We start from the raw sequence: 17,648 nt of genomic DNA, 5'->3' as shown, positions 1-17,648 counted from the left end.
GGTCCAGTCAGCCGGCGAAGGGATAGCTGCCATGACCGACGAGGACCAGAGCGGGCCGGACGCCGCAATCGACTGGCGCGACGGCGGCGTCCCCGTCTCGCGCCGCTTCGACGATCCCTATTTCAGCCTCGCCGGCGGCCTCGCGGAAACCCGCCACGTCTTCCTTGCGGGCAACGACCTGCCCGCGCGGCTCACCCCCGGCTTCCACGTCGCAGAGACCGGCTTCGGCACCGGCCTGAACCTGCTCGCGCTGGCGCAGGTCGCGGCGGTCCCCGTCCGCTTCACCAGCTTCGAGGCCTTCCCGCTGACCATCCCCGAGCTGAAGCGCGCCCACGCCGCCTTTCCCGAACTGGCCGACCTCGCCGCCGTTCTGCGCGCCGGCTGGCCCGGCCCCCTGCGGGTGGGGCTGGTCGAGGCGCGGATCATCCTCGGCGACGCCCGCGCGACGCTGCCGCGGTGGCGGGGCCGGGCGGACGCATGGTTCCTCGACGGCTTTTCCCCCGCGAGGAACCCCGAGCTGTGGTCGGACGACCTGATGGCCGAGGTCGCGGCCCACACCGCGCCGGGCGGCAGCTTCGCGACCTACACCGCCGCGGGCCACGTGCGCCGGGCGCTGGCGGGGGCGGGCTTCGCGGTCGAACGCGCGCCGGGCTTCGCGGGCAAGCGCCACATGAGCCGCGGCCGGCTTGCCCCCTAGCGGCTGACCGGCGGAATCCGCGTCGGCGCGTAGTCCACGGGCCGGTGCGGGGGCTTGCCGTCGGTCGCGCGCCAGAATGCGGGCCCGCCCCGGCGCAGGAACACCGGCAGCGCCAGCACCACGCCCGCCGCGAAGCCCCCGGCATGGGCCCAGTAGGCGACCCCCGATTCGCCCCCCATCATCGAGTAGCCCGACACGAGCTGCAGCGCGAACCAGACTCCCAGCATTACCCAGGCGGGGATCGTGAAGATCTTGAAGAAGATGATGATGATCAGAACGACGTCCACCCGCGCCTTGGGGAACATCAGCAGATAGGCCCCCATCACCGCCGCGATCGCGCCCGACGCCCCCACCATCGGGATCCCCGACCCGATGTCGGCGAACATCTGGAACCCCGCCGCGGCCAGCCCGCCCAGCAGGTAGAAGACGAGAAAGCCGGCGTGGCCCATCTGCTCTTCCAGGTTGTCGCCGAAGATCCACAGGAACAGCATGTTCCCGCCCAGGTGCAGCAGCCCCGCGTGCAGGAACATGTGGGTGAGAAGCCCCCAGACGTTGTAGCCGTTCGCCACCGCCACCGGGTAGAGCGCGAGGTTTTCCCACAGCCCCACCATCCCCCCGAGCCACGGCGCGGTCACGAGGAACATCACGACGTTGATCGCGATCAGCACCTGGGTGACGACCGGCCTTGTGCTGGACGGGTTGTGGTCGCGGATCGGAAACATCGGCGGGCGGCCTCGCATGGGACGGACGGCGCGCCCGCCGGGACCAACGCCGCGCAGGTCGCGCAGGTTGCGCGGTCCGCGCGCGATGACGACTGACAGCCCGCGCGCGAGGGGTTAGAACTTGCCCGTGCCGCGCCGGACGCGCGGGAGAGGGGATGCACCATGACCACGATGACCGACCGCAGGAACGCCGCCATCTCGCGCGGGGTGGGGATGACGACGCAAGTCTATGCCGAGCGCGCCGAGAACGCCGAGATCTGGGACCGGGACGGCCGCCGCTACATCGACTTCGCCGCCGGCATCGCGGTCGTGAACACCGGCCACCGGCACCCCCGGGTGGTGCAGGCGGTCAAGGACCAGCTCGACCGCTTCACCCACACCTGCCACCAGGTCGTGCCTTATGAAAACTACGTGGCGCTGGCCGAGCGGCTGAACGACCTCGTGCCGGGCGATTTCGAGAAGAAGACGATCTTCGCCACCACCGGCGCCGAGGCGGTGGAGAACGCGGTCAAGATCGCCCGCAACTACACCGGCCGCAACGGCGTGATCGCCTTCGCGGGCGGCTTCCACGGCCGCACCTTCATGGGCATGACGCTGACCGGCAAGGTCCAGCCCTACAAGGCGGGGTTCGGGGCGATGATGCCCGACGTCTGGCACCTGCCGTTCCCCAACGACCTGCACGGCGTCACGCAGGACGACGCGATGATCGCGCTGGACCGGCTGTTCAAGGCCGACGTGGACCCGGCCCGCATCGCCGCGATCATCGTCGAGCCGGTGCAGGGCGAGGGCGGGTTCTACCCGGTGCCCGCGGGTTTCATGGCGCGCCTGCGCGAGGTCTGCGACCGGCACGGGACGGTGCTGATCGCGGACGAGGTGCAGACGGGCTTCGCCCGCACCGGCCGCATGTTCGCGATGGAACTGCACGGCGTCGCGGCCGACCTGACGACGATGGCCAAGGGCCTTGGCGGGGGGCTGCCGATCTCGGCCGTGACGGGCCGGGCTGAGATGATGGACGCGCCGCCCCCCGGCGGCCTGGGCGGCACCTACGCCGGCAACCCGCTGGGCGTGGCCGCGGCGCTGGCCGTCCTGGACGTGATCCGGGACGAGGGGCTGGTGGACCGCGCCGAGCGGCTGGGCCAGCGGCTGAAGCAGCGGCTTTCCTCGGTCCGCGACGACGTGCCCGAGATCGCGGACATCCGCGGCCCCGGCCTGATGAACGCGGTGGAGTTCGCCACCTCCGGCAAGCCCAGCCCCGAGTTCACCAACAAGGTCCGGGAAGAGGCGCTGTCGCGCGGCCTGATCCTGCTGACCTGCGGCGTCCACGGCAACGTGATCCGCTTCCTGCCGCCGCTGACGGTGCCGGACGCGGTCTTCGACGAGGCGCTGGGGATCATCGAGGACGCGATCCGCGCAGCCCGAGGCCCCGGCGGGACGCAGGCCAGGGCGGACGGGAACCTGCCTCCCGAAAAGATCGGCTCCTGATCCCTCGGGGCCAGCGCCGCCGAGGGCGTCCGCCTCCCGCGGCGGCTGCGCCGCCTTCCCCCCGAGGATAGGTCCGGCCGCCCGAGGAAGCGGTCAACCTGTCCTCAAACTTCGTTTGAAGGAAGGGCCGGGCGGCAGAGGCGGGCACGCCGGGTGACGGTCCCGACCGAACGGCCGCCGTCCGTATCGGCGGGGGCATGCACGGCTCTCACGCTTCGGGCAGGCACAAATGCTCACGGGGGTGCATGACCCGCAGGCCCGCGGAACTCGGGGCCGGGCGGCAGACGAGGCGGCAGCCCTTGTGCCTGGCCCGGCGATTACCGGCTGCGTCGGGTCGTGAACCGGTCAGGCTGATCGGCCTTGGTGAGCGTTCGCGCAGCCCAGCCGTCGCGTCGGCCCGGCGCAGCGCAGCGCATCACGCCCGCGTGCATCGCGTCGCCCGCGGGTGCGTGTTCCGGGCGACTTATCGCGTGCCGTCGGGGACAAGGGGCGAACCCGTCCGCAACAAGGGTCGAACCGGACAGCCTCGCGGATCGCCGTCGCGCTGTCGGGCCTGCCCGCCTCGGCGACAGCCTGACCGCCTGCTCGGCCCCCGATCTCAGGCCGCCAGCCCGCGCGATCCCATCTCCAGGTACTTCTGCCGCCGCGCGCGGATCAGCTCGGCCGGCTTGCGGTCCTTCAGCTCGTCCAGCAGCCGCGCGATTTCCCGCCCGACCTCGTTCACGGCGTCGGCGGGGGCGCGCTGCGCGCCGCCCAGCGGCTCGGGGATGATCGCGTCGATCACGCCCAGCTTCTTGAGGTCCTGCGCGGTCAGCTTCAGCGCCTCGGCCGCCTCGCGCATCTTGTCGGCGTCCTTCCACAGGATCGAGGCGCAGCCTTCGGGCGAGATCACCGAGTAGATCGAGTGCTCCAGCATCGCCACCCGGTCCGCCGTGGCGAAGGCCACGGCGCCCCCCGACCCGCCCTCGCCGATGATGACGCTGACCAGCGGCACCCCGATCTGCAGGCATTTTTCCGTCGCGCGGGCGATCGCCTCGGACTGGCCGCGTTCCTCGGCGCCCTTGCCGGGGTAGGCGCCGGGGGTGTCCACCAGCGTGATCACCGGCAGGCGGAAGCGGTCGGCCATGTCCATCAGGCGGATCGCCTTGCGATAGCCCTCGGGGCGGGCCATGCCGAAGTTGCGGAAGATCCGCGACTTGGTGTCGTTGCCCTTTTCGTGCCCGATCACCACCACCGCCTGGTCGCGGAAGCGGGCGATCCCGCCCATCACCGCGTGGTCGTCGCCGAAGGTGCGGTCGCCCGCGAAGGGGGTCCATTCGGAAAACAGCGCGTCGATGTAGTCGCGGCAATGCGGGCGGTCGGGGTGGCGCGCGACCAGCGTCTTGCGCCACGGATCCAGCGACCTGTAGAGGTCGCGCAGCATGTCCGCCGACTTCCTGTCCAGCGCGGCGGCTTCCTTTTCCAGGTCCACGCCCTCGCCCTTGCGGGCAAGCGCGCGCAGTTCCTCGGCCTTGCCCTCAAGGTCGGAAAGCGGCTTCTCGAACTCGAGATAGGTCATGTCGGGCGCGCCTTTCGCTGTTCGCGGCCCTATATGCGGGGCGCGCGGGCGGATTGCAACGAAGCCCGGGGGGAAGGCCGCGGGCTTGTCAGGTGGCGGCCGGCGGCCGACCGGGGATCTGCGAAGGACCGACAATCTGCCGCGCCCGAGCCCGCCGCGGCCCATGTTCCCCACCGACCTGCCGGCCCGGGGGCGCCTCCTACCAGCGCGACAGCGCGTCCTCGTCCGCGTCCTTCGCCGCCACCCAGCCGCCGGGGCCGTCCGCGCCGATCTCGCGCTTCCAGAACGGGGCGCGGGATTTCAGCCAGTCCATCAGGAAGTCGGCCCCGTCGAAGGCGGCGCGGCGGTGGGGGGCGGCGGTCGCGACCATCATGATCGGCGCGCCGAGCTCGATCCGGCCGAAGCGGTGGACGACCAGCACATCGGTGAGCGCGAAGCGCCGGGCCGCCGCCCGCGCGTGGTCCGACAGCGCGGCCTCGGTCATGCCGGGGTAGTGTTCCAGTTCCAGCGCGACCAGCCCGCCATCGCCGCGCACGAGGCCGGTGAAGGTCACGACCGCGCCCGCGCCCGCGCCGAAGCCCGACAGAAGCGCCGCGGCGTCGAAGGGGTCGGACTGGACGAGGACGCGCATCCCGCCCCTCAGCCCCCGGTCATCGGCGGGAAGAACGCGACCTCGCGCGCGCCCGCCAGGCTTGCATCCATGTCGGCCAGGCGCTGGTCCACGGCGACGCGCACCGCCGACAGGTCGGCCAGCGCCGCCGCGTGCCAGTCGTCGCGGGCGGCAAGCTCTGCCACGAGGTCGCGCACCGTTTCCGCGCGGCTTTCCACCCGTTCGCGGGGGACGCCGATGCGTTCGCGCAGCCAGGCGAAGTAAAGCACGTCGAGTGTCATCGGCGCCCCTTCAGCGGTCGCGCAGCCACGGCCGCGCCTTGTCGAAGTAGTCCCAGCCGGTGATCGCGGTCAGGATCGCGGCCGCCCATATCAGGATCATGCCGACCTGCGTCGCGAGGTCCGACCAGTCGTCGGACCACGGCAGCCGGGTCTCGCCCACCAGTGGCGGATGCCCGCTTTCGTAGAAGTCGAGCCCGGTGCCCAGGAACATGAAGGAAATCGCGACCATCTGCGCGGTCGTCTTCCACTTGGCGAGCCTGGTGACCGCGAGCTTGCCCGCGTCCGCGCCCAGGAACTCGCGCAGGCCGCTGACGAAGACCTCGCGGAACAGGATCACGGTCACGGGCAGGATCAGCCACGGGTTCATGCCGGAATAGCCGGTCATCACCACCAGCGCGATCACGACCATGGCCTTGTCCGCGATCGGGTCCATCGCCGCGCCGAACCGGCTTTCCTGCCCCCAGAGCCGGGCGATGTAGCCGTCGAACCAGTCGGTGACGGCGGCCAGAACGAACAGCGCCAGCGCCGCGAAGTCCGCGAAGGGGCGGCTGACGAACAGGAACATCAGCGGCACGCCCGGCGCGGCCAGAAGGCGGAGAATGGTCAGGGCGTTGGGCAGGTTCCATTTCATGCGGGCACGCTAGCGGGTTGGCGGGCCGACGGGAAGGGGCGGCCCGGTCACGCTGCCGGGAACCGGCGGCGGCCGCGGCTCACCTGGCCGGGCCGTCGCTGCCGAACAGCCCGGCAAGCCCGCGCGAGACGAGGTTCCCGACTTTCGGCCGCGGCTGCGCGACGAAGGGCATCGGCCGGCAGACCTCCATCGCGGCGACGCCGACGCGGGCGGTGAGCGCGCCGTTGACCACGCCCTCGCCGAAGCGGCGGCTGACCTTGGCCAAGACGCCGCCCCCCGCGACGGTGTGGATCAGGTCGTCGCCCGCCGCCACCGCGCCGGTCGCGACGAGGTGGGCGATGACCGTGCGGGCGAGCCGCCAGCCGCCGACCGCGCCCGCGCGGCCGCCGTAGATTTCCGCCATGCGCCGGATCATCCGCAGGTTCGCGGCCAGAGCCGCCGCCACGTCGGCCAGCGCCAGCGGGATCAGCGCGGTGGCGGCGGCGACGGTGCGGGCCGCCGCCTCGATTTCGCGCCGCGCCTGCTGGTCCAGGGGCGCGAGCAGTTCCGTTTCCGCCAGCGCCAGCACCGCCGCGGCGTCGAAGCTTTCGCCCCGGCGCTCGCGCAGGCGGGTGCGGCCCCATTCCAGTTCGGGCCGCCCGGCGTAAAGCGACAGGAGCCGGTCAACCGTCGTCTGCGCCGCGGCGAGGTCGTTCGAGGCGAGCGCCGCGGCCGACTGCCGCTGCACCGCGTCGATCCGGGCGAACCGCGCCCATGCCGCGTATTCGCGCACGCCGACCGCCAGCGCGGCCAGGGTGAAGGCGCCGAACAGCGCGACCCCGATCCAGCCCAGCACCGGGCTGCGCGCCATCAGCCGGTCGAAGAAATCCAGCGCCGCCATCGACAGCAGGAACGTCAGCAGCGCCGCCAGCGAGTTGAGGAAGAATTTCGTCACCGGCGAGGGACCGGCGCCGACGATCCGCGTGACCATCTGCATCGTGCGCGGCTGCGGCAGGGTGCCGACCGGCGTGCCGTCGTCGATCGGCGGCGCGTCGGCGGGCGAGGGCGCGCGGCTTTGCCCGCGCGGGGGGCGGGCGTGGCGGTTGTCGCGGCCCGCGCCCGGCGCGCGCTCGGGAAACACCGGCGGCTCGCCCTGCCCGCCGGTCGGCGGGGGCGGCGTCTGCGGATCGCCCGCGTCCTCGGTCGCGCGCGCTCCGGGGGGCGGCGCCCTCTCGCTCAGCACCGGGGCGGGGGGGCGGGGGCGCCCGGGCGCGGTGTCCGGGGTGGTGCCGTAGTCGATCAGGACCGGCCCGCGGCGGGGCGCGGGCGCGGGCGTCGGGGCGGGTGTGTCCGTCGGGTCAGCGGGCATCGCGCTTTCCCCTGTCGTTCGCGCGCGCGCTCACAGCCTGTCCCCGATCAGGAACTCGGCCGCGCGGTCCATGCGGATATGGGGCGGCCCGTCGCCGGGGCGCAGCGTGGCGGGGGCGGGGGCGAAGTTCATGATCGCGTAGTCGGCATCCAGCCAGCGGTCCGCGCCGCGGCGCGCCGGGTCGATCAGCGCGGCCGGGTTGTCGGGCAGCTCGCCCGGATAAAGCGCCGCCTCGCGCCCGTCCATCAGCGTGCCGCGCACCGCCGGAAGATCCTGGCCGCCCTGGTGGATCGTCTCCTCGGTCGTGGTGCGAAGGGCGGCGATCGCCATCGCCTCGGTCCGCGCGCCTTGGAAATCGGCGCGGTCGCGCGCCTCGCGCAGCATCGCGGTCAGGATGTTGGCGAGCCGCTGGTGCTGGACGTGGTGCAGGTGGTCGGCCTTGGTCGCGGCGAACAGGATCCGTTCCACCCGCCGCGTGCCCAGGATCTGCGCCAGCCATCCCGCCCGGCCCGGACGGAAGGCCGACAGGATGTCGGCCATGGCGCGGCGCATGTCCTCGACCGCCGGGGGGCCCGCGTGGATCGCGCCCAGCACGTCGGTCAGCACCACCTGCCGGTCGATCCGGGCGAAGTGGTCGCGGAAGAACGGGCGCACGACCTGCCCCTTGTAGGCGTCGAAGCGGCGCTGGAACTCTCGCCAGACCGGGCCGGGGCGGCCCTCGCCGGTCGTCTGGCCCGGCGGCAGCATCGGCGCGAAGGTGAGCGCGGGGGACCCTTCCAGCTCGCCGGGCAGCAGGAACCGGCCCGGCGTGCAGTCCGAGAAACCGGCCTCGCGCGAGGCGTGGAGGTGTGCGGTATAGGCCGCGGCGAGGCGCTGCGCCTCGGGCTCGGCGAAGGCACGCTGCGGGTCGGCGGCGGCGAGCGCGCGCATGAACTCGGCCGCGCCGGGGCGGCCCTGCATGCGGTCCAGCACCTCGGCCGACCACTCGGCGAAGGACTTGTCCATCAGCCGCAGGTCCAGCAGCCACTCGCCGGGGTAGTCCACGATGTCGAGGTGGATCGTCCGCATGCCGCGGAACGCGCTGGTCACGCCGCGCGGGCGGACGCGCAGCGACAGGCGCAGCTGGCTGACGTGGCGCGTGCCCTCGGGCCAGTGGGGGTCGGGGCCGGTCAGGGCGGACAGGTGGCGTTCGTAGTCGAAGCGGGGGACCGTGTCGTCGGGCTGGGGCTGCAGCCACGCGCCCTGGATGGTGCCGTCGGACGCCGCGCGGAGCGCGGGCATCCGGCCGCGGTCGAGGAGGTTCGCGACCAGCGAGGTGATGAACACCGTCTTGCCCGCGCGCGACAGCCCGGTGACGCCCAGCCGGACGACCGGATCGGCCAGCCCGAGCCCCCGCGCGATTCCTTCGGCAGCGTCACTCAGTCCCATTGAAACCCTTTGCCGGTGTTGGGCGCGCGCCGGTTGGAAAGGCCGCGCGTCAGGAGCCTGTAGAACGGGCGGCCGGGTGGCAAGGTTCCGATTGGGGCAGGGTGGCCCTGCAATGTGGGGACGGTCCTTCGATGTCCCCCCGGTCCGCCCGAAGCGGACCGGGACGCGCCCGCCCGCCCCATGGCGGGCGCGTTCGCGCCCACCCGGGCGTTCGCGTCCCTCCGGAGTGCTGGCTGCAAAGGACCGCACGGAAGCGGGCTTGTGGCCCGTTTCCTTCAGCAGAACCGCCCCGACAGTTCGTTTGCAGATCGTCAAGCGTGGCTCCTTCTCGGGTCCTTCGATATCCCCGCCGGTCCGCCCAAAGCGGACCGGGACGCGCCCGCCCGCCCGCCCGCAGGTGGGCGCGTTCGCGCCCATCCGGGCGGACACGTCCCTCCGGAGTGTCGGCTCACCCGGACTGCCCGGAAACGGGCTCGTGGCCCGTTTCCTTCAGCATGCCGGTCGGGCTCTCGTCGGGCCTATCTGCCGTTTACAGCCGTCGCCCTTCCGCGGTTCTTCTCCGCACCTTTCGTAGCGCTGGCGTCACGCAACCGCGCGAAAACGGCCCGTGGCCCGCTCCCATCAGCACCAGCGCCCGCCGCCGCTGGCGCCGGGCGCTCTTTCCGGGCAAACCGCAGGGCATGACCGACCCGGCTGCCCCCCTTCCCATCGACGAAGCGCTTCCCGGCCTGCGCCGCGCGGTCGCCGATCGCGGCTGCGCCGTCCTCGTCGCACCCCCGGGCGCCGGCAAGACCACGCGCGTCCCCCTTTCGCTTCTCGACCTGATCCCCGGCCGCATCGTCATGCTGGAGCCGCGCCGGCTCGCCGCCCGCGCCGCCGCCGCCCGCATGGCCGGGACGCTGGGCGAATCCCCCGGCGCCACCATCGGCTTCCGCGTCCGCGGCCAGTCCGTACCGGGCCGGCGGATCGAGGTCGTGACCGAAGCCATCCTCACCCGCATGATCCAGTCCGACCCGGACCTGCCCGGCGTCGGCTGCCTGATCTTCGACGAGTTCCACGAACGCAGCCTGAACGCCGACCTCGGCCTCGCCCTGGCGTGGGAATCGCGGGCCGCGCTGCGCCCCGATCTCGCCATCGTCGTCATGTCCGCGACGCTGGACGCCGAACCCGTCGCCGCGATGCTGGACGCCCCCGTCATCCGCTCCGAAGGGCGCGCCTTCGCGGTGGAGACCCGCTGGCTTCCCCGCCCCGCACCCGCCCGCGCGCCCCTGGTCCCGCAGGCCGCGCAGCTGATCGCCGAGGCCGAGGCCCAAACGCGCGAGAGCCCCGGCGGCACCATCCTCGCGTTCCTGCCGGGCGAGGGAGAGATCCGCCGCGTGGCCGCCATGCTGCCGGGGATGCTGGGCGGGGACGCCGAGATCGCGCCCCTTTTCGGCGCGATGGACCTTGCCGCGCAGGCGCGCGCGCTCGCCCCGCCCGGCCCGCGGCGGCGGATCGTGCTGGCCACGTCCATCGCGGAAACCTCGCTCACCATCCCCGGCGTGCGCGTGGTGGTGGACGCGGGCCGGGCGCGGCGGGCGCGGTTCGACCCGGGGTCGGGGATGACCCGGCTCGTCACGGAACGCGCGAGCCGGGCCGAGGCGGACCAGCGCCGCGGCCGCGCCGGGAGGACCGCGCCGGGGATCTGCTTCCGGATGTGGGCGCGGGCCGAGGAAGGGGCGCTGCCCGCCTTCGCCCCGCCCGAGATCGCGACCGCCGACCTGGCCGGCCTCGCGCTGGAACTCGCGGCCTGGGGGTCGGCAGGGGGAACGGCCGAGGGGCTCGCCTTCCTGACCCCGCCGCCCGGTCCCGCGCTGGCCGAGGCGCGGGCGCTGCTGGCGGGCCTCGGCGCGCTGGACGGGCAGGGCCGGATCACGCCCCACGGCCGCGCGGTCGCGGCGCTGCCGCTGCACCCGCGCCTTGCCCACATGCTGCTGACCGCGGGGCAGGACGCCGCCCCCCTCGCCGCGCTCATGGCCGAGCGTGACCCCGTCCGCGGCGCGCCCGCCGACCTGGGGCTGCGGCTGGCGGCCCTGGCCGACCGGCGCGGCTTCGCTGACCGCCACCCCTTCACGCCGGACCGCGCCACGCTGGACCGCGTGCGCGAGGACGCGAAGCGCCTGCGCCGCATGGTGCCCGCCACGCGGACGGACCTATCCCCTGCCGCGATGGCCGCGCTTGCCTACCCGGACCGGATCGGCCTGCGCCGCAAGGGGGACGCGCCGCGCTTCGTCCTGTCGGGTGGCAAGGGCGCGGTGGTGGACGAGGGCGATCCGCTGGGGGCGTCGCGGCTGATCGTGGCGGTGGACCTCGACGGCGACGTGCGCGAGGCGCGGGTGCGGATCGGCGCGGCGCTTGACGACGCGGAGCTGCGCGCGCTCTACGGCGACCGGATCGCCACCGTGCCGGTGGTGGAATGGTCGCGCCGCGACGGGCGGGTGATCGCGCGCGTGCAGGAAAGGCTGGGCGCGCTGGTGCTGGGCGAGCGGCCGCTGGACGACCCGGACCCGCAGGCGCTCGCCGCCGCCGCCTTCGACGGCCTGCGCGACCTCGGCCTGCCGTGGACCGCCGCCGCCCGCCGCCTGCGGGCGCGGGCCCTGCTGGTGGACGGCCTGCCGGACCTGGGCGACGCGGCGCTGCTGTCGGATCCGGGCTGGCTGCTGCCCTGTCTGACCCGAGCCCGCACGGCCGCGGACCTGCGCGCGCTGGACCTGACGGAACCGCTGAAGGCGCTGATCGGCTGGGACGGGCAGCGGCGGCTGGACGAGGCCGCGCCCGCGCATTTCACCACCCCGCTCGGCCGCCGCGTGCCCATCGACTACGACGCCGAGACGCCGACGATCGAGGCGCGGCTGCAGGAACTGCTGGGCGTCACCCGCCACCCGACCGCCGGCCGCCGGCCGCTCAGGGTCACGCTGCTGTCGCCGGGCGGCAAGCCGATCGCGGTCACGACGGACCTGCCGGGCTTCTGGGCCGGCGCCTATGCCGATGTCCGGAAGGAGATGCGCGGCCGCTATCCCCGCCACGTCTGGCCCGAGGATCCGACCGTCGCCGACCCGACCCTGCGCGCGAAGCCGCGCGGCACGTGAGCGCAAGCGCGGACGGCGCCCCGGGCGGGACGCCGCAGGCACCAAGGGACGGCGCGGTCAGGGCGAGATCAGGATCGGGGTGCCGGGGCGGACCATGGCGAAGATCTCCTCGATCTCCTCGTCCGTCACGGCGATGCAGCCCGCGGTCCAGTCGCGCTTGCCGACCGCGTTGCCGTAGGGCCCGCGCCCGTGGATCATGATGTCGCTGCCCGCGCTCTGCCCGAACGCCATCGCGCGCGACACGTCCGTCACGTCGGGATACGAGATCCCCAGCGACAGGTGGTACTGGCTGTTGGGGTTCTGGCGGGCGATGAAGTACAGCCCCTCGGGCGTCTTGCCGTCGCCTTCGAACTGCTTGTGGCCGACCGGCTGGCTGCCCAGGTCGATCTCGTAGCCGCGCAGCGGGGTCTTGCCGTTGAGCAGGTACAGCTTGCGGTCGGACTTGTCGACGAAGATCTGGGTGACCGGCGGGCCGCTGTAGCTGCGGAACTTCGACGCGGGCTTCGACCCGCCGCAGGCCGCCAGCGCAGCCAGAATCGTGAGCGCCATCAGCGCCTGAAAAACCCGAATCATCCTTGCCCCACCGTCCGCTGTTCCAGCGTGTCTTTTGATCCGCCATACCATCGGGCCGGCCATCCCGCCAGAAAAAGCGCAACCTGCGGGCGATTCAACCGGGCGTGCGTTGCCTGTGGAACGCAGCCACCGTTTCCACGTGCGGGGACCAGCGAAACTGGTCCACGACCTCCAGCGCCGACAGGCGGTAGCCGCCAAGGACCATGCGCCGGGCGTCGCGGGCGAAGGTCACGGGGTCGCAGCTGACCCAGGCGACCACGGGCACGCGGGACGCGGCGAGGTGTTCGGCCTGCGCAGGGGCGCCTGCGCGGGGCGGGTCGATCACCACCGCTTCGAAACGGGCCAGCTCGTCGGGCAGAAGCGGGCGGCGGGCGAGGTCGCGGGTTTCGGTCGTCACGCGGCGCAGCCCGTGCGCCCCGCGCCAGCCCGCGTCGAGCGCGTCCAGCGGCGCGGCCAGCCCCTCGACCGCGTGAACCTCGGCCCGTTCGGCAAGGGGAAGGGTGAAGGTGCCGATGCCCGCGTAGAGATCGGCGATCCGGGCCGCGTCTCCGACGATGGCGCGGACGGCGGCCACCAGCGCGGCCTCGCCCTCGGCGGTGGCCTGCAGGAAGGCGCGCGGCGGCGGGACCACCTGCGCCCGACCCAAGGGCAGCGCGGGCGGGCGGCGCGTCAGCGCCTCGCCGTCCCAGTCGAGCCGGGCCCAGCCGCAGGCATCGGCCAGCGCTGCAAGGTCCGACAGAAGCCCGGGCGTCATCGGCTTGCCGCCGCTGACCGCGATGTCGAGGCCCGCTGGCGTTTCCGTCACGCCCAGCGTCAGTTCTGCGGTCCGCGACCCGCCAAGGCTCACCAGCCGGCGCAGGTCGGGCAGCGCGGCGAGGATCGCGGGCCGGATCACGAGACATTCGGCCACGTCCACCACCACGTCCGACGCGCGGGCGTGAAAGCCGACCAGCGCGCCTTTCTTCGTGCGCCGTCCCGACAGCACCGCCCGCCTGCGCGACCGCGGCGGCGAGGTGTGGACGGCGCCCGCCGCACCCCCGGTCCCGACCTCGATCCCCTGCGCCGCCAGCGCGCCGCGCACGATCTCGGCCTTCCACCCGGCCACGAACGGGTCCGAGGCGTGCATCAGCGCGCAGCCGCCGCAGGTCCGGTAATGCGGGCAGGGCGCGCGCACCCGGTCGGGCGAGGGCGAAAGGATGCGGGGCGCGGCGATCACGCCGCCGGCTGCCCCGCCCCCGACCGCCTCGCGTCCTACAGTCCCGCGCGCGGTCACCTCGCCCGCGATCACCTCCCCGGGCAGCGTCATGGCGGCCAGCGCGCGGCCGCCCGCCCCGCCGAGCGGCACCGCCACCCCGTCGCCGCGCCGGCCCAGCCGCTCGATCCGCCATTCGCCCGCGCCCGTCCCTGGCATGTCGTTGCGTGGCATGTCGGGGCCTGGCATGTCGGGGCCTGTCATCTCGGGGCCTCCCACGTCCGAACCCGTCACTCGGCCGCGTCCTGTTCGTCGTCGGTCACGAGGAACCCGCCCGACTGCCGGTTCCAGTAGCGGGCGTAAAGCCCGCCGCGTGCCAGAAGCGCGGCGTGGGTGCCCTGTTCCACGATCCGGCCGCCGTGCATGACGACGATCCGGTCCATCTCGGCGATGGTGGACAGGCGGTGGGCGATCGCCAGCACCGTCTTGCCGCGCATGATCCGCGACAACGCCTCCTGGATCTGCGCCTCGACCTCGCTGTCCAAGGCGCTCGTCGCCTCGTCCAGCACGAGGATCGGCGCGTCCTTCAGGAACGCGCGGGCCAGCGCGATCCGCTGCCGCTGCCCGCCGGAAAGCTTCACCCCCCGCTCGCCCAGATGCGCGTCGTAGCCGGTGCGGCCCGACCCGTCCTTCAGCGACAGGATGAAGTCGTGCGCCTCGGCCGCGCGGGCGGCGGCGAACAGCTCGTCGTCGGTGGCGTCGGGGCGGCCGTACAGGATGTTGTCGCGGGCCGAGCGGTTGAACAGCGCGGTGTCCTGCGTGACCATGCCCACGTTGCGGCGCAGGCTTTCCTGCGTGACGTCGCGCACGTCGCGCCCGTCCACCCGCACCGCCCCGTGCTCGACATCGTAGAGCCGCAGCAGCAGCGCCACGAGCGTCGACTTGCCCGCCCCGGATTCGCCCACGATCCCGATCCGCTCGCCCGGGGCGATGGCAAGGTCCAGGTCCGGGATGCCGCCCGACCCGCGGCCATAGGTGAAGGTCACCCCGTCATAGTCGATCCGCCCCTGGACGCGGCCCAGTTCCGCCGCGCCCGGCGCGTCGGTCAGGTCGTGGGTGACGGTGAGCGTGTTCATCCCGTCCTCGACCTCGCCGATCGACCCCCAGATTCCCATCAGCGCCATGCTGACCCAGCCGGTCATCTGCGCCAGCCGCATGGCGATCGCGCCTGCAGCCGCGATGTCGCCGGGCGTCGCCTGCCCGCGCTGCCATAACAGCATTGCGCCGCCGATCAGCACCACGGGCAGCAGCCCCGACACGACCGTCAGCGACAGCCGGAACCAGGTGTTGAGCTTGCCGAAATCGACGGCGCGGTCGCGGAACGTCTCCATCGCGCCAAGGGCCGCCTGGTCCTCGTACGCGGCATGGGCGAACAGCTTTACGGTCTTGATGTTGGTGATCGTGTCGACGACTTGGCCCGTGATCATCGCGCGGGCGTTGGCGCGGGCCTTGGACTGGACCCGCACGCGGGGCAGGAAATAGCGGATCAGCCACAGATACAGCACGAGCCACGCCAGCAGCGCGACCGCGCCCCATGCATCGACCGAGATCAGGTACACCGCGCTCCCCAGCACGGCGGACAGGGCGAAGGTCGCGGTGTTGACCATCTCGCTGGCCACGTCCGTCACCGCGCGGGCGGTCTGCATCTGCTTGGTGGCGATGCGGCCGGCGAAGTCGTTGTCGAAGAACGACACCGCGTGGCCCATGGTCCAGCGGTGCAGCCGCGACAGCACCAGCGGCAGGACGTTCGGCCCGATGATGACGTTGGAACTGGCGCTCGACAGCCCGATGATGAGCGGCCGCACCACGATGAAGAACAGCACGAACCCGGCCAGCAGCGGCAGGTGCTGCGCCAGCGAGCTTTCGGTCGGCGTCCCCGCCGCAAGGTCCACGACCGCGCCCAGCAGCGTGGCCGACGCGACCTCGGCCGCGCCCGACAGGGCAGAGGCGACGCCCGCGACGCCGAGACCCGGCCACGCGCCGGTGAGGCACCAGCGGAAGAACGCCAGAAGCGTGCGCGGCGGCGGGCCTTCCGCGGGGCGGAAGGCGTCGATCATCCGGGCGAAGCGGGCGTGCATCATCATGTCGTCTCTCCGGCCAGCAGGGCCACGTCGATCAGCCCCGGCGCGGGCATGAGGAATCCCGATTCGATCCACGCCGCTTCCGCCGCGCGCAGGCCGCGCCCGACGGCGGGCCCCTGGAGCGGCGGCATCACGTCGGCGGCAGTCAGGGGGAAGCGCTGGCCGGCGGCGAAGGCGATCTCCTCGCGCCAGTCGGCGCGCAGGTCCGCGCCGCGCGAGGCCCGCAGGATGGCGACCTGCCGTGCCCGCGCCTCGCCCAGGCGATAGGCGACCTCGGCGAGCGTCCCGCCGGCCCGCAGTTCCTCCTGCACCCGCGCCTCGCCCTTCGACAGCCGCAGCGCCGCGGCGGCGTCGTCCGCCCCGAGCGAGGCCAGCCGCAGCGGCCAGTCCTTCTTCTTTGCGGAAATATCCTCGGGGGTCCGGGGGCAGACGGCCCCCGGCTCGGCCGCGACCAGGGCCGCCAGCCCCGCCGCGCGCGCACCCGGCAGCGCCACCGCCAGCACCCCCGTTTCCTCCATCAGCCGCACCGCGTCGGACGGGTCCGCCGCGGCGAGCAGCTTGCGCATTTCGGCCCCGATCCGCTCGCGCGAGATCCGCGCCAGCCCGCCGGCGTGGCGCGCGCAGGCGGCCAATGCGGCAGGATCGGCGGCGCCGTCGCGGCCGTAGCGGGCGTGGAAGCGGAAGAAGCGCAGGATCCGCAGGAAGTCCTCGGTGATCCGCGCGTCCGGGTCGCCCACGAAGCGCACGCGGCGGGCGTGAAGGTCGGGCAGGCCGCCCGCGGGATCGATCACCCGCCCGTCCCCCGCGGCATAAAGCGCGTTCATCGTGAAGTCGCGCCGCGCGGCGTCTTCGGACAGGTCGTCCGAGAAGGCCACGACCGCGCGCCGGCCAAAGGTTTCCACGTCGCGGCGGAAGGTCGTGACCTCGAACGGGCGGCCGCCCGCGACCACGGTGATGGTGCCGTGCTCGGCCCCGGTCGGGACCGCCTTCAGCCCCGCGGCGCGCGCAAGCGCCGAGGTCTGGTCGGGCCGCGCGGCGGTCGCGATGTCGATGTCGTCCACCGGCTCGCCCAGCAGCGCGTTCCTGACCGCGCCGCCGACGACGTAAGCCGCATGGGGCGCCAGGGCGTCCAGCACCCGGCGCAGGTCGGGATCGTCCATCACCGACGCGGGCATGACGGCGCCGGTGGCGAAATCCGCGCCCGTCATCCCGCCACCTGCCCCGCGACGCGGAGCGCCAGCGAATGCAGCACCCGCGCCGTCGCGCCCCAGATATAGTAGGGGCCGAACGGCGCCACGAGATAGGACCGGCTCTCGCCCCGCCACAGCCGCCGCTCGACGCGGTAGCGGGCCGGGTCGCAGACATGGGCGAAGGGCACGGCGAAGACCTCGTCCACCTCGCCCCGCTCGGGGACGGGGGTGAAGTCGCCCCGGACCAGCGCCAGCACCGGGGTCATGGCGAAGCCGGTGACGGTGCGGTGCCCGGGCATCGTTCCCAGGACCTCGACCTGAACCGGCGGCAGGCCCACCTCCTCGTGCGCCTCGCGCAGGGCGGCGGCGACCTCGTCCGCGTCGGCCGGATCGACCTTGCCGCCGGGCAGCGCGATCTGGCCGGGGTGGTGGCGCAGGCCGCTCGCGCGCTTGGTCAGGATCAGCCGCCCGTCGGGCAGGAAGGCGACGAGCACCCCCGCGCGCCGCGCGCCGAGGCCATCGGGCAGCGGCCCGTTGCCGTCGAAGTCCGAACTCGGCCCCGTCACCCCCGCCCGCAGCGCCGCAAGCAGCCGCTCGCGGACCCCCGCGCCGGATGCGTCCGGGGCGGGGGCCCGGGCGGGGCCGGGGGCCGAAGCGGGGCCGGGGG

The 17,648-nt window shown here is 73.7% G+C and carries 15 protein-coding genes; 3 read left to right on the top strand and 12 right to left on the bottom strand.

The window, feature by feature from the left end; all coding sequences use genetic code 11:
• Positions 1 to 31 precede the first annotated feature (31 nt).
• A complete protein-coding gene (gene mnmC2, locus ELI80_RS11390; RefSeq protein WP_136652044.1) occupies positions 32 to 697 on the top strand; it encodes a tRNA (5-methylaminomethyl-2-thiouridine)(34)-methyltransferase MnmC2 in 666 nt (221 codons plus the stop codon).
• Here the strand turns inward: mnmC2 and ELI80_RS11385 are convergent.
• The gene (locus tag ELI80_RS11385; RefSeq protein ID WP_136652043.1) at positions 694 to 1,419 is read right to left on the bottom strand and encodes a rhomboid family intramembrane serine protease; all 726 of its coding nucleotides are present in this window, start codon (positions 1,417 to 1,419) and stop codon (positions 694 to 696) included. The two genes, mnmC2 and ELI80_RS11385, sit on opposite strands and share 4 nt — an antisense overlap.
• A gap of 162 nt (positions 1,420 to 1,581) precedes the next feature.
• Here ELI80_RS11385 and ELI80_RS11380 point away from each other — a divergent pair, with 162 nt between their 5' ends.
• A complete protein-coding gene (locus tag ELI80_RS11380; RefSeq protein WP_136652042.1) occupies positions 1,582 to 2,901 on the top strand; it encodes a 4-aminobutyrate--2-oxoglutarate transaminase in 1,320 nt (439 codons plus the stop codon).
• 598 nt (positions 2,902 to 3,499) lie between these two features.
• Here the strand turns inward: ELI80_RS11380 and ELI80_RS11375 are convergent.
• From ELI80_RS11375 to ELI80_RS11350, 6 genes are all read right to left on the bottom strand, one after another.
• Entirely contained in the window at positions 3,500 to 4,459 is a 960-nt protein-coding gene (locus ELI80_RS11375) for an acetyl-CoA carboxylase carboxyltransferase subunit alpha (protein WP_136652041.1), read from the bottom strand.
• Positions 4,460 to 4,658: 199 nt separating this feature from the next.
• Positions 4,659 to 5,090, bottom strand: a complete 432-nt coding sequence (locus tag ELI80_RS11370) for a molybdenum cofactor biosynthesis protein MoaE (RefSeq protein ID WP_136652040.1) — start codon at positions 5,088 to 5,090, stop codon at positions 4,659 to 4,661.
• Between the two features lie 8 nt (positions 5,091 to 5,098).
• Positions 5,099 to 5,350, bottom strand: a complete 252-nt coding sequence (gene moaD, locus ELI80_RS11365) for a molybdopterin converting factor subunit 1 (protein WP_136652039.1) — start codon at positions 5,348 to 5,350, stop codon at positions 5,099 to 5,101.
• A 10-nt stretch (positions 5,351 to 5,360) separates the two neighbouring features.
• Positions 5,361 to 5,981: a CDP-diacylglycerol--glycerol-3-phosphate 3-phosphatidyltransferase gene (gene pgsA / locus ELI80_RS11360; RefSeq protein ID WP_136652038.1), complete on the bottom strand. Its 621-nt coding sequence runs from the start codon at positions 5,979 to 5,981 to the stop codon at positions 5,361 to 5,363.
• A 79-nt stretch (positions 5,982 to 6,060) separates the two neighbouring features.
• Positions 6,061 to 7,329 carry a YcjF family protein gene (locus ELI80_RS11355; RefSeq protein WP_136652037.1) on the bottom strand — a complete coding sequence of 423 codons (1,269 nt, stop codon included), beginning with the start codon at positions 7,327 to 7,329 and terminating at the stop codon, positions 6,061 to 6,063.
• Between the two features lie 30 nt (positions 7,330 to 7,359).
• Entirely contained in the window at positions 7,360 to 8,757 is a 1,398-nt protein-coding gene (locus ELI80_RS11350) for a YcjX family GTP-binding protein (protein ID WP_136652036.1), read from the bottom strand.
• Between the two features lie 680 nt (positions 8,758 to 9,437).
• Here ELI80_RS11350 and hrpB point away from each other — a divergent pair.
• Positions 9,438 to 11,885: an ATP-dependent helicase HrpB gene (hrpB, locus tag ELI80_RS11345; RefSeq protein WP_136652035.1), complete on the top strand. Its 2,448-nt coding sequence runs from the start codon at positions 9,438 to 9,440 to the stop codon at positions 11,883 to 11,885.
• A gap of 57 nt (positions 11,886 to 11,942) precedes the next feature.
• Here hrpB and ELI80_RS11340 read toward each other — a convergent pair whose 3' ends face one another.
• The 5 genes from ELI80_RS11340 to ELI80_RS11320 form a co-directional block, all read right to left on the bottom strand.
• A complete protein-coding gene (locus ELI80_RS11340) occupies positions 11,943 to 12,458 on the bottom strand; it encodes a L,D-transpeptidase family protein (protein WP_136652034.1) in 516 nt (171 codons plus the stop codon).
• 94 nt (positions 12,459 to 12,552) lie between these two features.
• Positions 12,553 to 13,884, bottom strand: coding sequence for a class I SAM-dependent RNA methyltransferase (locus tag ELI80_RS11335; protein ID WP_236641465.1), 1,332 nt, complete (start codon positions 13,882 to 13,884; stop codon positions 12,553 to 12,555).
• Positions 13,885 to 13,940: 56 nt separating this feature from the next.
• Positions 13,941 to 15,788: an ABC transporter ATP-binding protein gene (locus ELI80_RS11330; protein ID WP_136652174.1), complete on the bottom strand. Its 1,848-nt coding sequence runs from the start codon at positions 15,786 to 15,788 to the stop codon at positions 13,941 to 13,943.
• A 2-nt stretch (positions 15,789 to 15,790) separates the two neighbouring features.
• Positions 15,791 to 16,966 (bottom strand): CCA tRNA nucleotidyltransferase, encoded by a 1,176-nt coding sequence (locus tag ELI80_RS11325; protein WP_136652173.1) that lies wholly within the window; start codon positions 16,964 to 16,966, stop codon positions 15,791 to 15,793.
• 29 nt (positions 16,967 to 16,995) lie between these two features.
• Positions 16,996 to 17,571, bottom strand: coding sequence for a CoA pyrophosphatase (locus ELI80_RS11320; protein WP_328592251.1), 576 nt, complete (start codon positions 17,569 to 17,571; stop codon positions 16,996 to 16,998).
• Between the last annotated feature and the right edge of the window lie 77 nt (positions 17,572 to 17,648).

The sequence above is a fragment of the Paracoccus aeridis genome (genome assembly GCF_004923205.2).
GTDB classification, from domain to species: Bacteria; Pseudomonadota; Alphaproteobacteria; order Rhodobacterales; family Rhodobacteraceae; genus Paracoccus; species Paracoccus aeridis.
Note: the sequence above shows the minus strand (reverse complement) of the source record. Positions and strands in the feature narration are given on the sequence as shown.

Excerpts from the sequence above, each read along its gene's own strand:
- ELI80_RS11355 (WP_136652037.1), bottom strand. The coding sequence starts at position 7,329 with ATGCCCGCTGACCCGACGGACACACCCGCCCCGACGCCCGCGCCCGCG.
- ELI80_RS11370 (WP_136652040.1), bottom strand. The coding sequence starts at position 5,090 with ATGCGCGTCCTCGTCCAGTCCGACCCCTTCGACGCCGCGGCGCTTCTG.
- mnmC2 (WP_136652044.1), top strand. The coding sequence starts at position 32 with ATGACCGACGAGGACCAGAGCGGGCCGGACGCCGCAATCGACTGGCGC.
- ELI80_RS11335 (WP_236641465.1), bottom strand. The coding sequence starts at position 13,884 with ATGCCACGCAACGACATGCCAGGGACGGGCGCGGGCGAATGGCGGATC.
- ELI80_RS11375 (WP_136652041.1), bottom strand. The coding sequence starts at position 4,459 with ATGACCTATCTCGAGTTCGAGAAGCCGCTTTCCGACCTTGAGGGCAAG.
- ELI80_RS11350 (WP_136652036.1), bottom strand. The coding sequence starts at position 8,757 with ATGGGACTGAGTGACGCTGCCGAAGGAATCGCGCGGGGGCTCGGGCTG.
- ELI80_RS11385 (WP_136652043.1), bottom strand. The coding sequence starts at position 1,419 with ATGTTTCCGATCCGCGACCACAACCCGTCCAGCACAAGGCCGGTCGTC.
- ELI80_RS11330 (WP_136652174.1), bottom strand. The coding sequence starts at position 15,788 with ATGCACGCCCGCTTCGCCCGGATGATCGACGCCTTCCGCCCCGCGGAA.
- pgsA (WP_136652038.1), bottom strand. The coding sequence starts at position 5,981 with ATGAAATGGAACCTGCCCAACGCCCTGACCATTCTCCGCCTTCTGGCC.
- ELI80_RS11380 (WP_136652042.1), top strand. The coding sequence starts at position 1,582 with ATGACCACGATGACCGACCGCAGGAACGCCGCCATCTCGCGCGGGGTG.
- ELI80_RS11325 (WP_136652173.1), bottom strand. The coding sequence starts at position 16,966 with ATGCCCGCGTCGGTGATGGACGATCCCGACCTGCGCCGGGTGCTGGAC.
- ELI80_RS11340 (WP_136652034.1), bottom strand. The coding sequence starts at position 12,458 with ATGATTCGGGTTTTTCAGGCGCTGATGGCGCTCACGATTCTGGCTGCG.
- hrpB (WP_136652035.1), top strand. The coding sequence starts at position 9,438 with ATGACCGACCCGGCTGCCCCCCTTCCCATCGACGAAGCGCTTCCCGGC.
- moaD (WP_136652039.1), bottom strand. The coding sequence starts at position 5,350 with ATGACACTCGACGTGCTTTACTTCGCCTGGCTGCGCGAACGCATCGGC.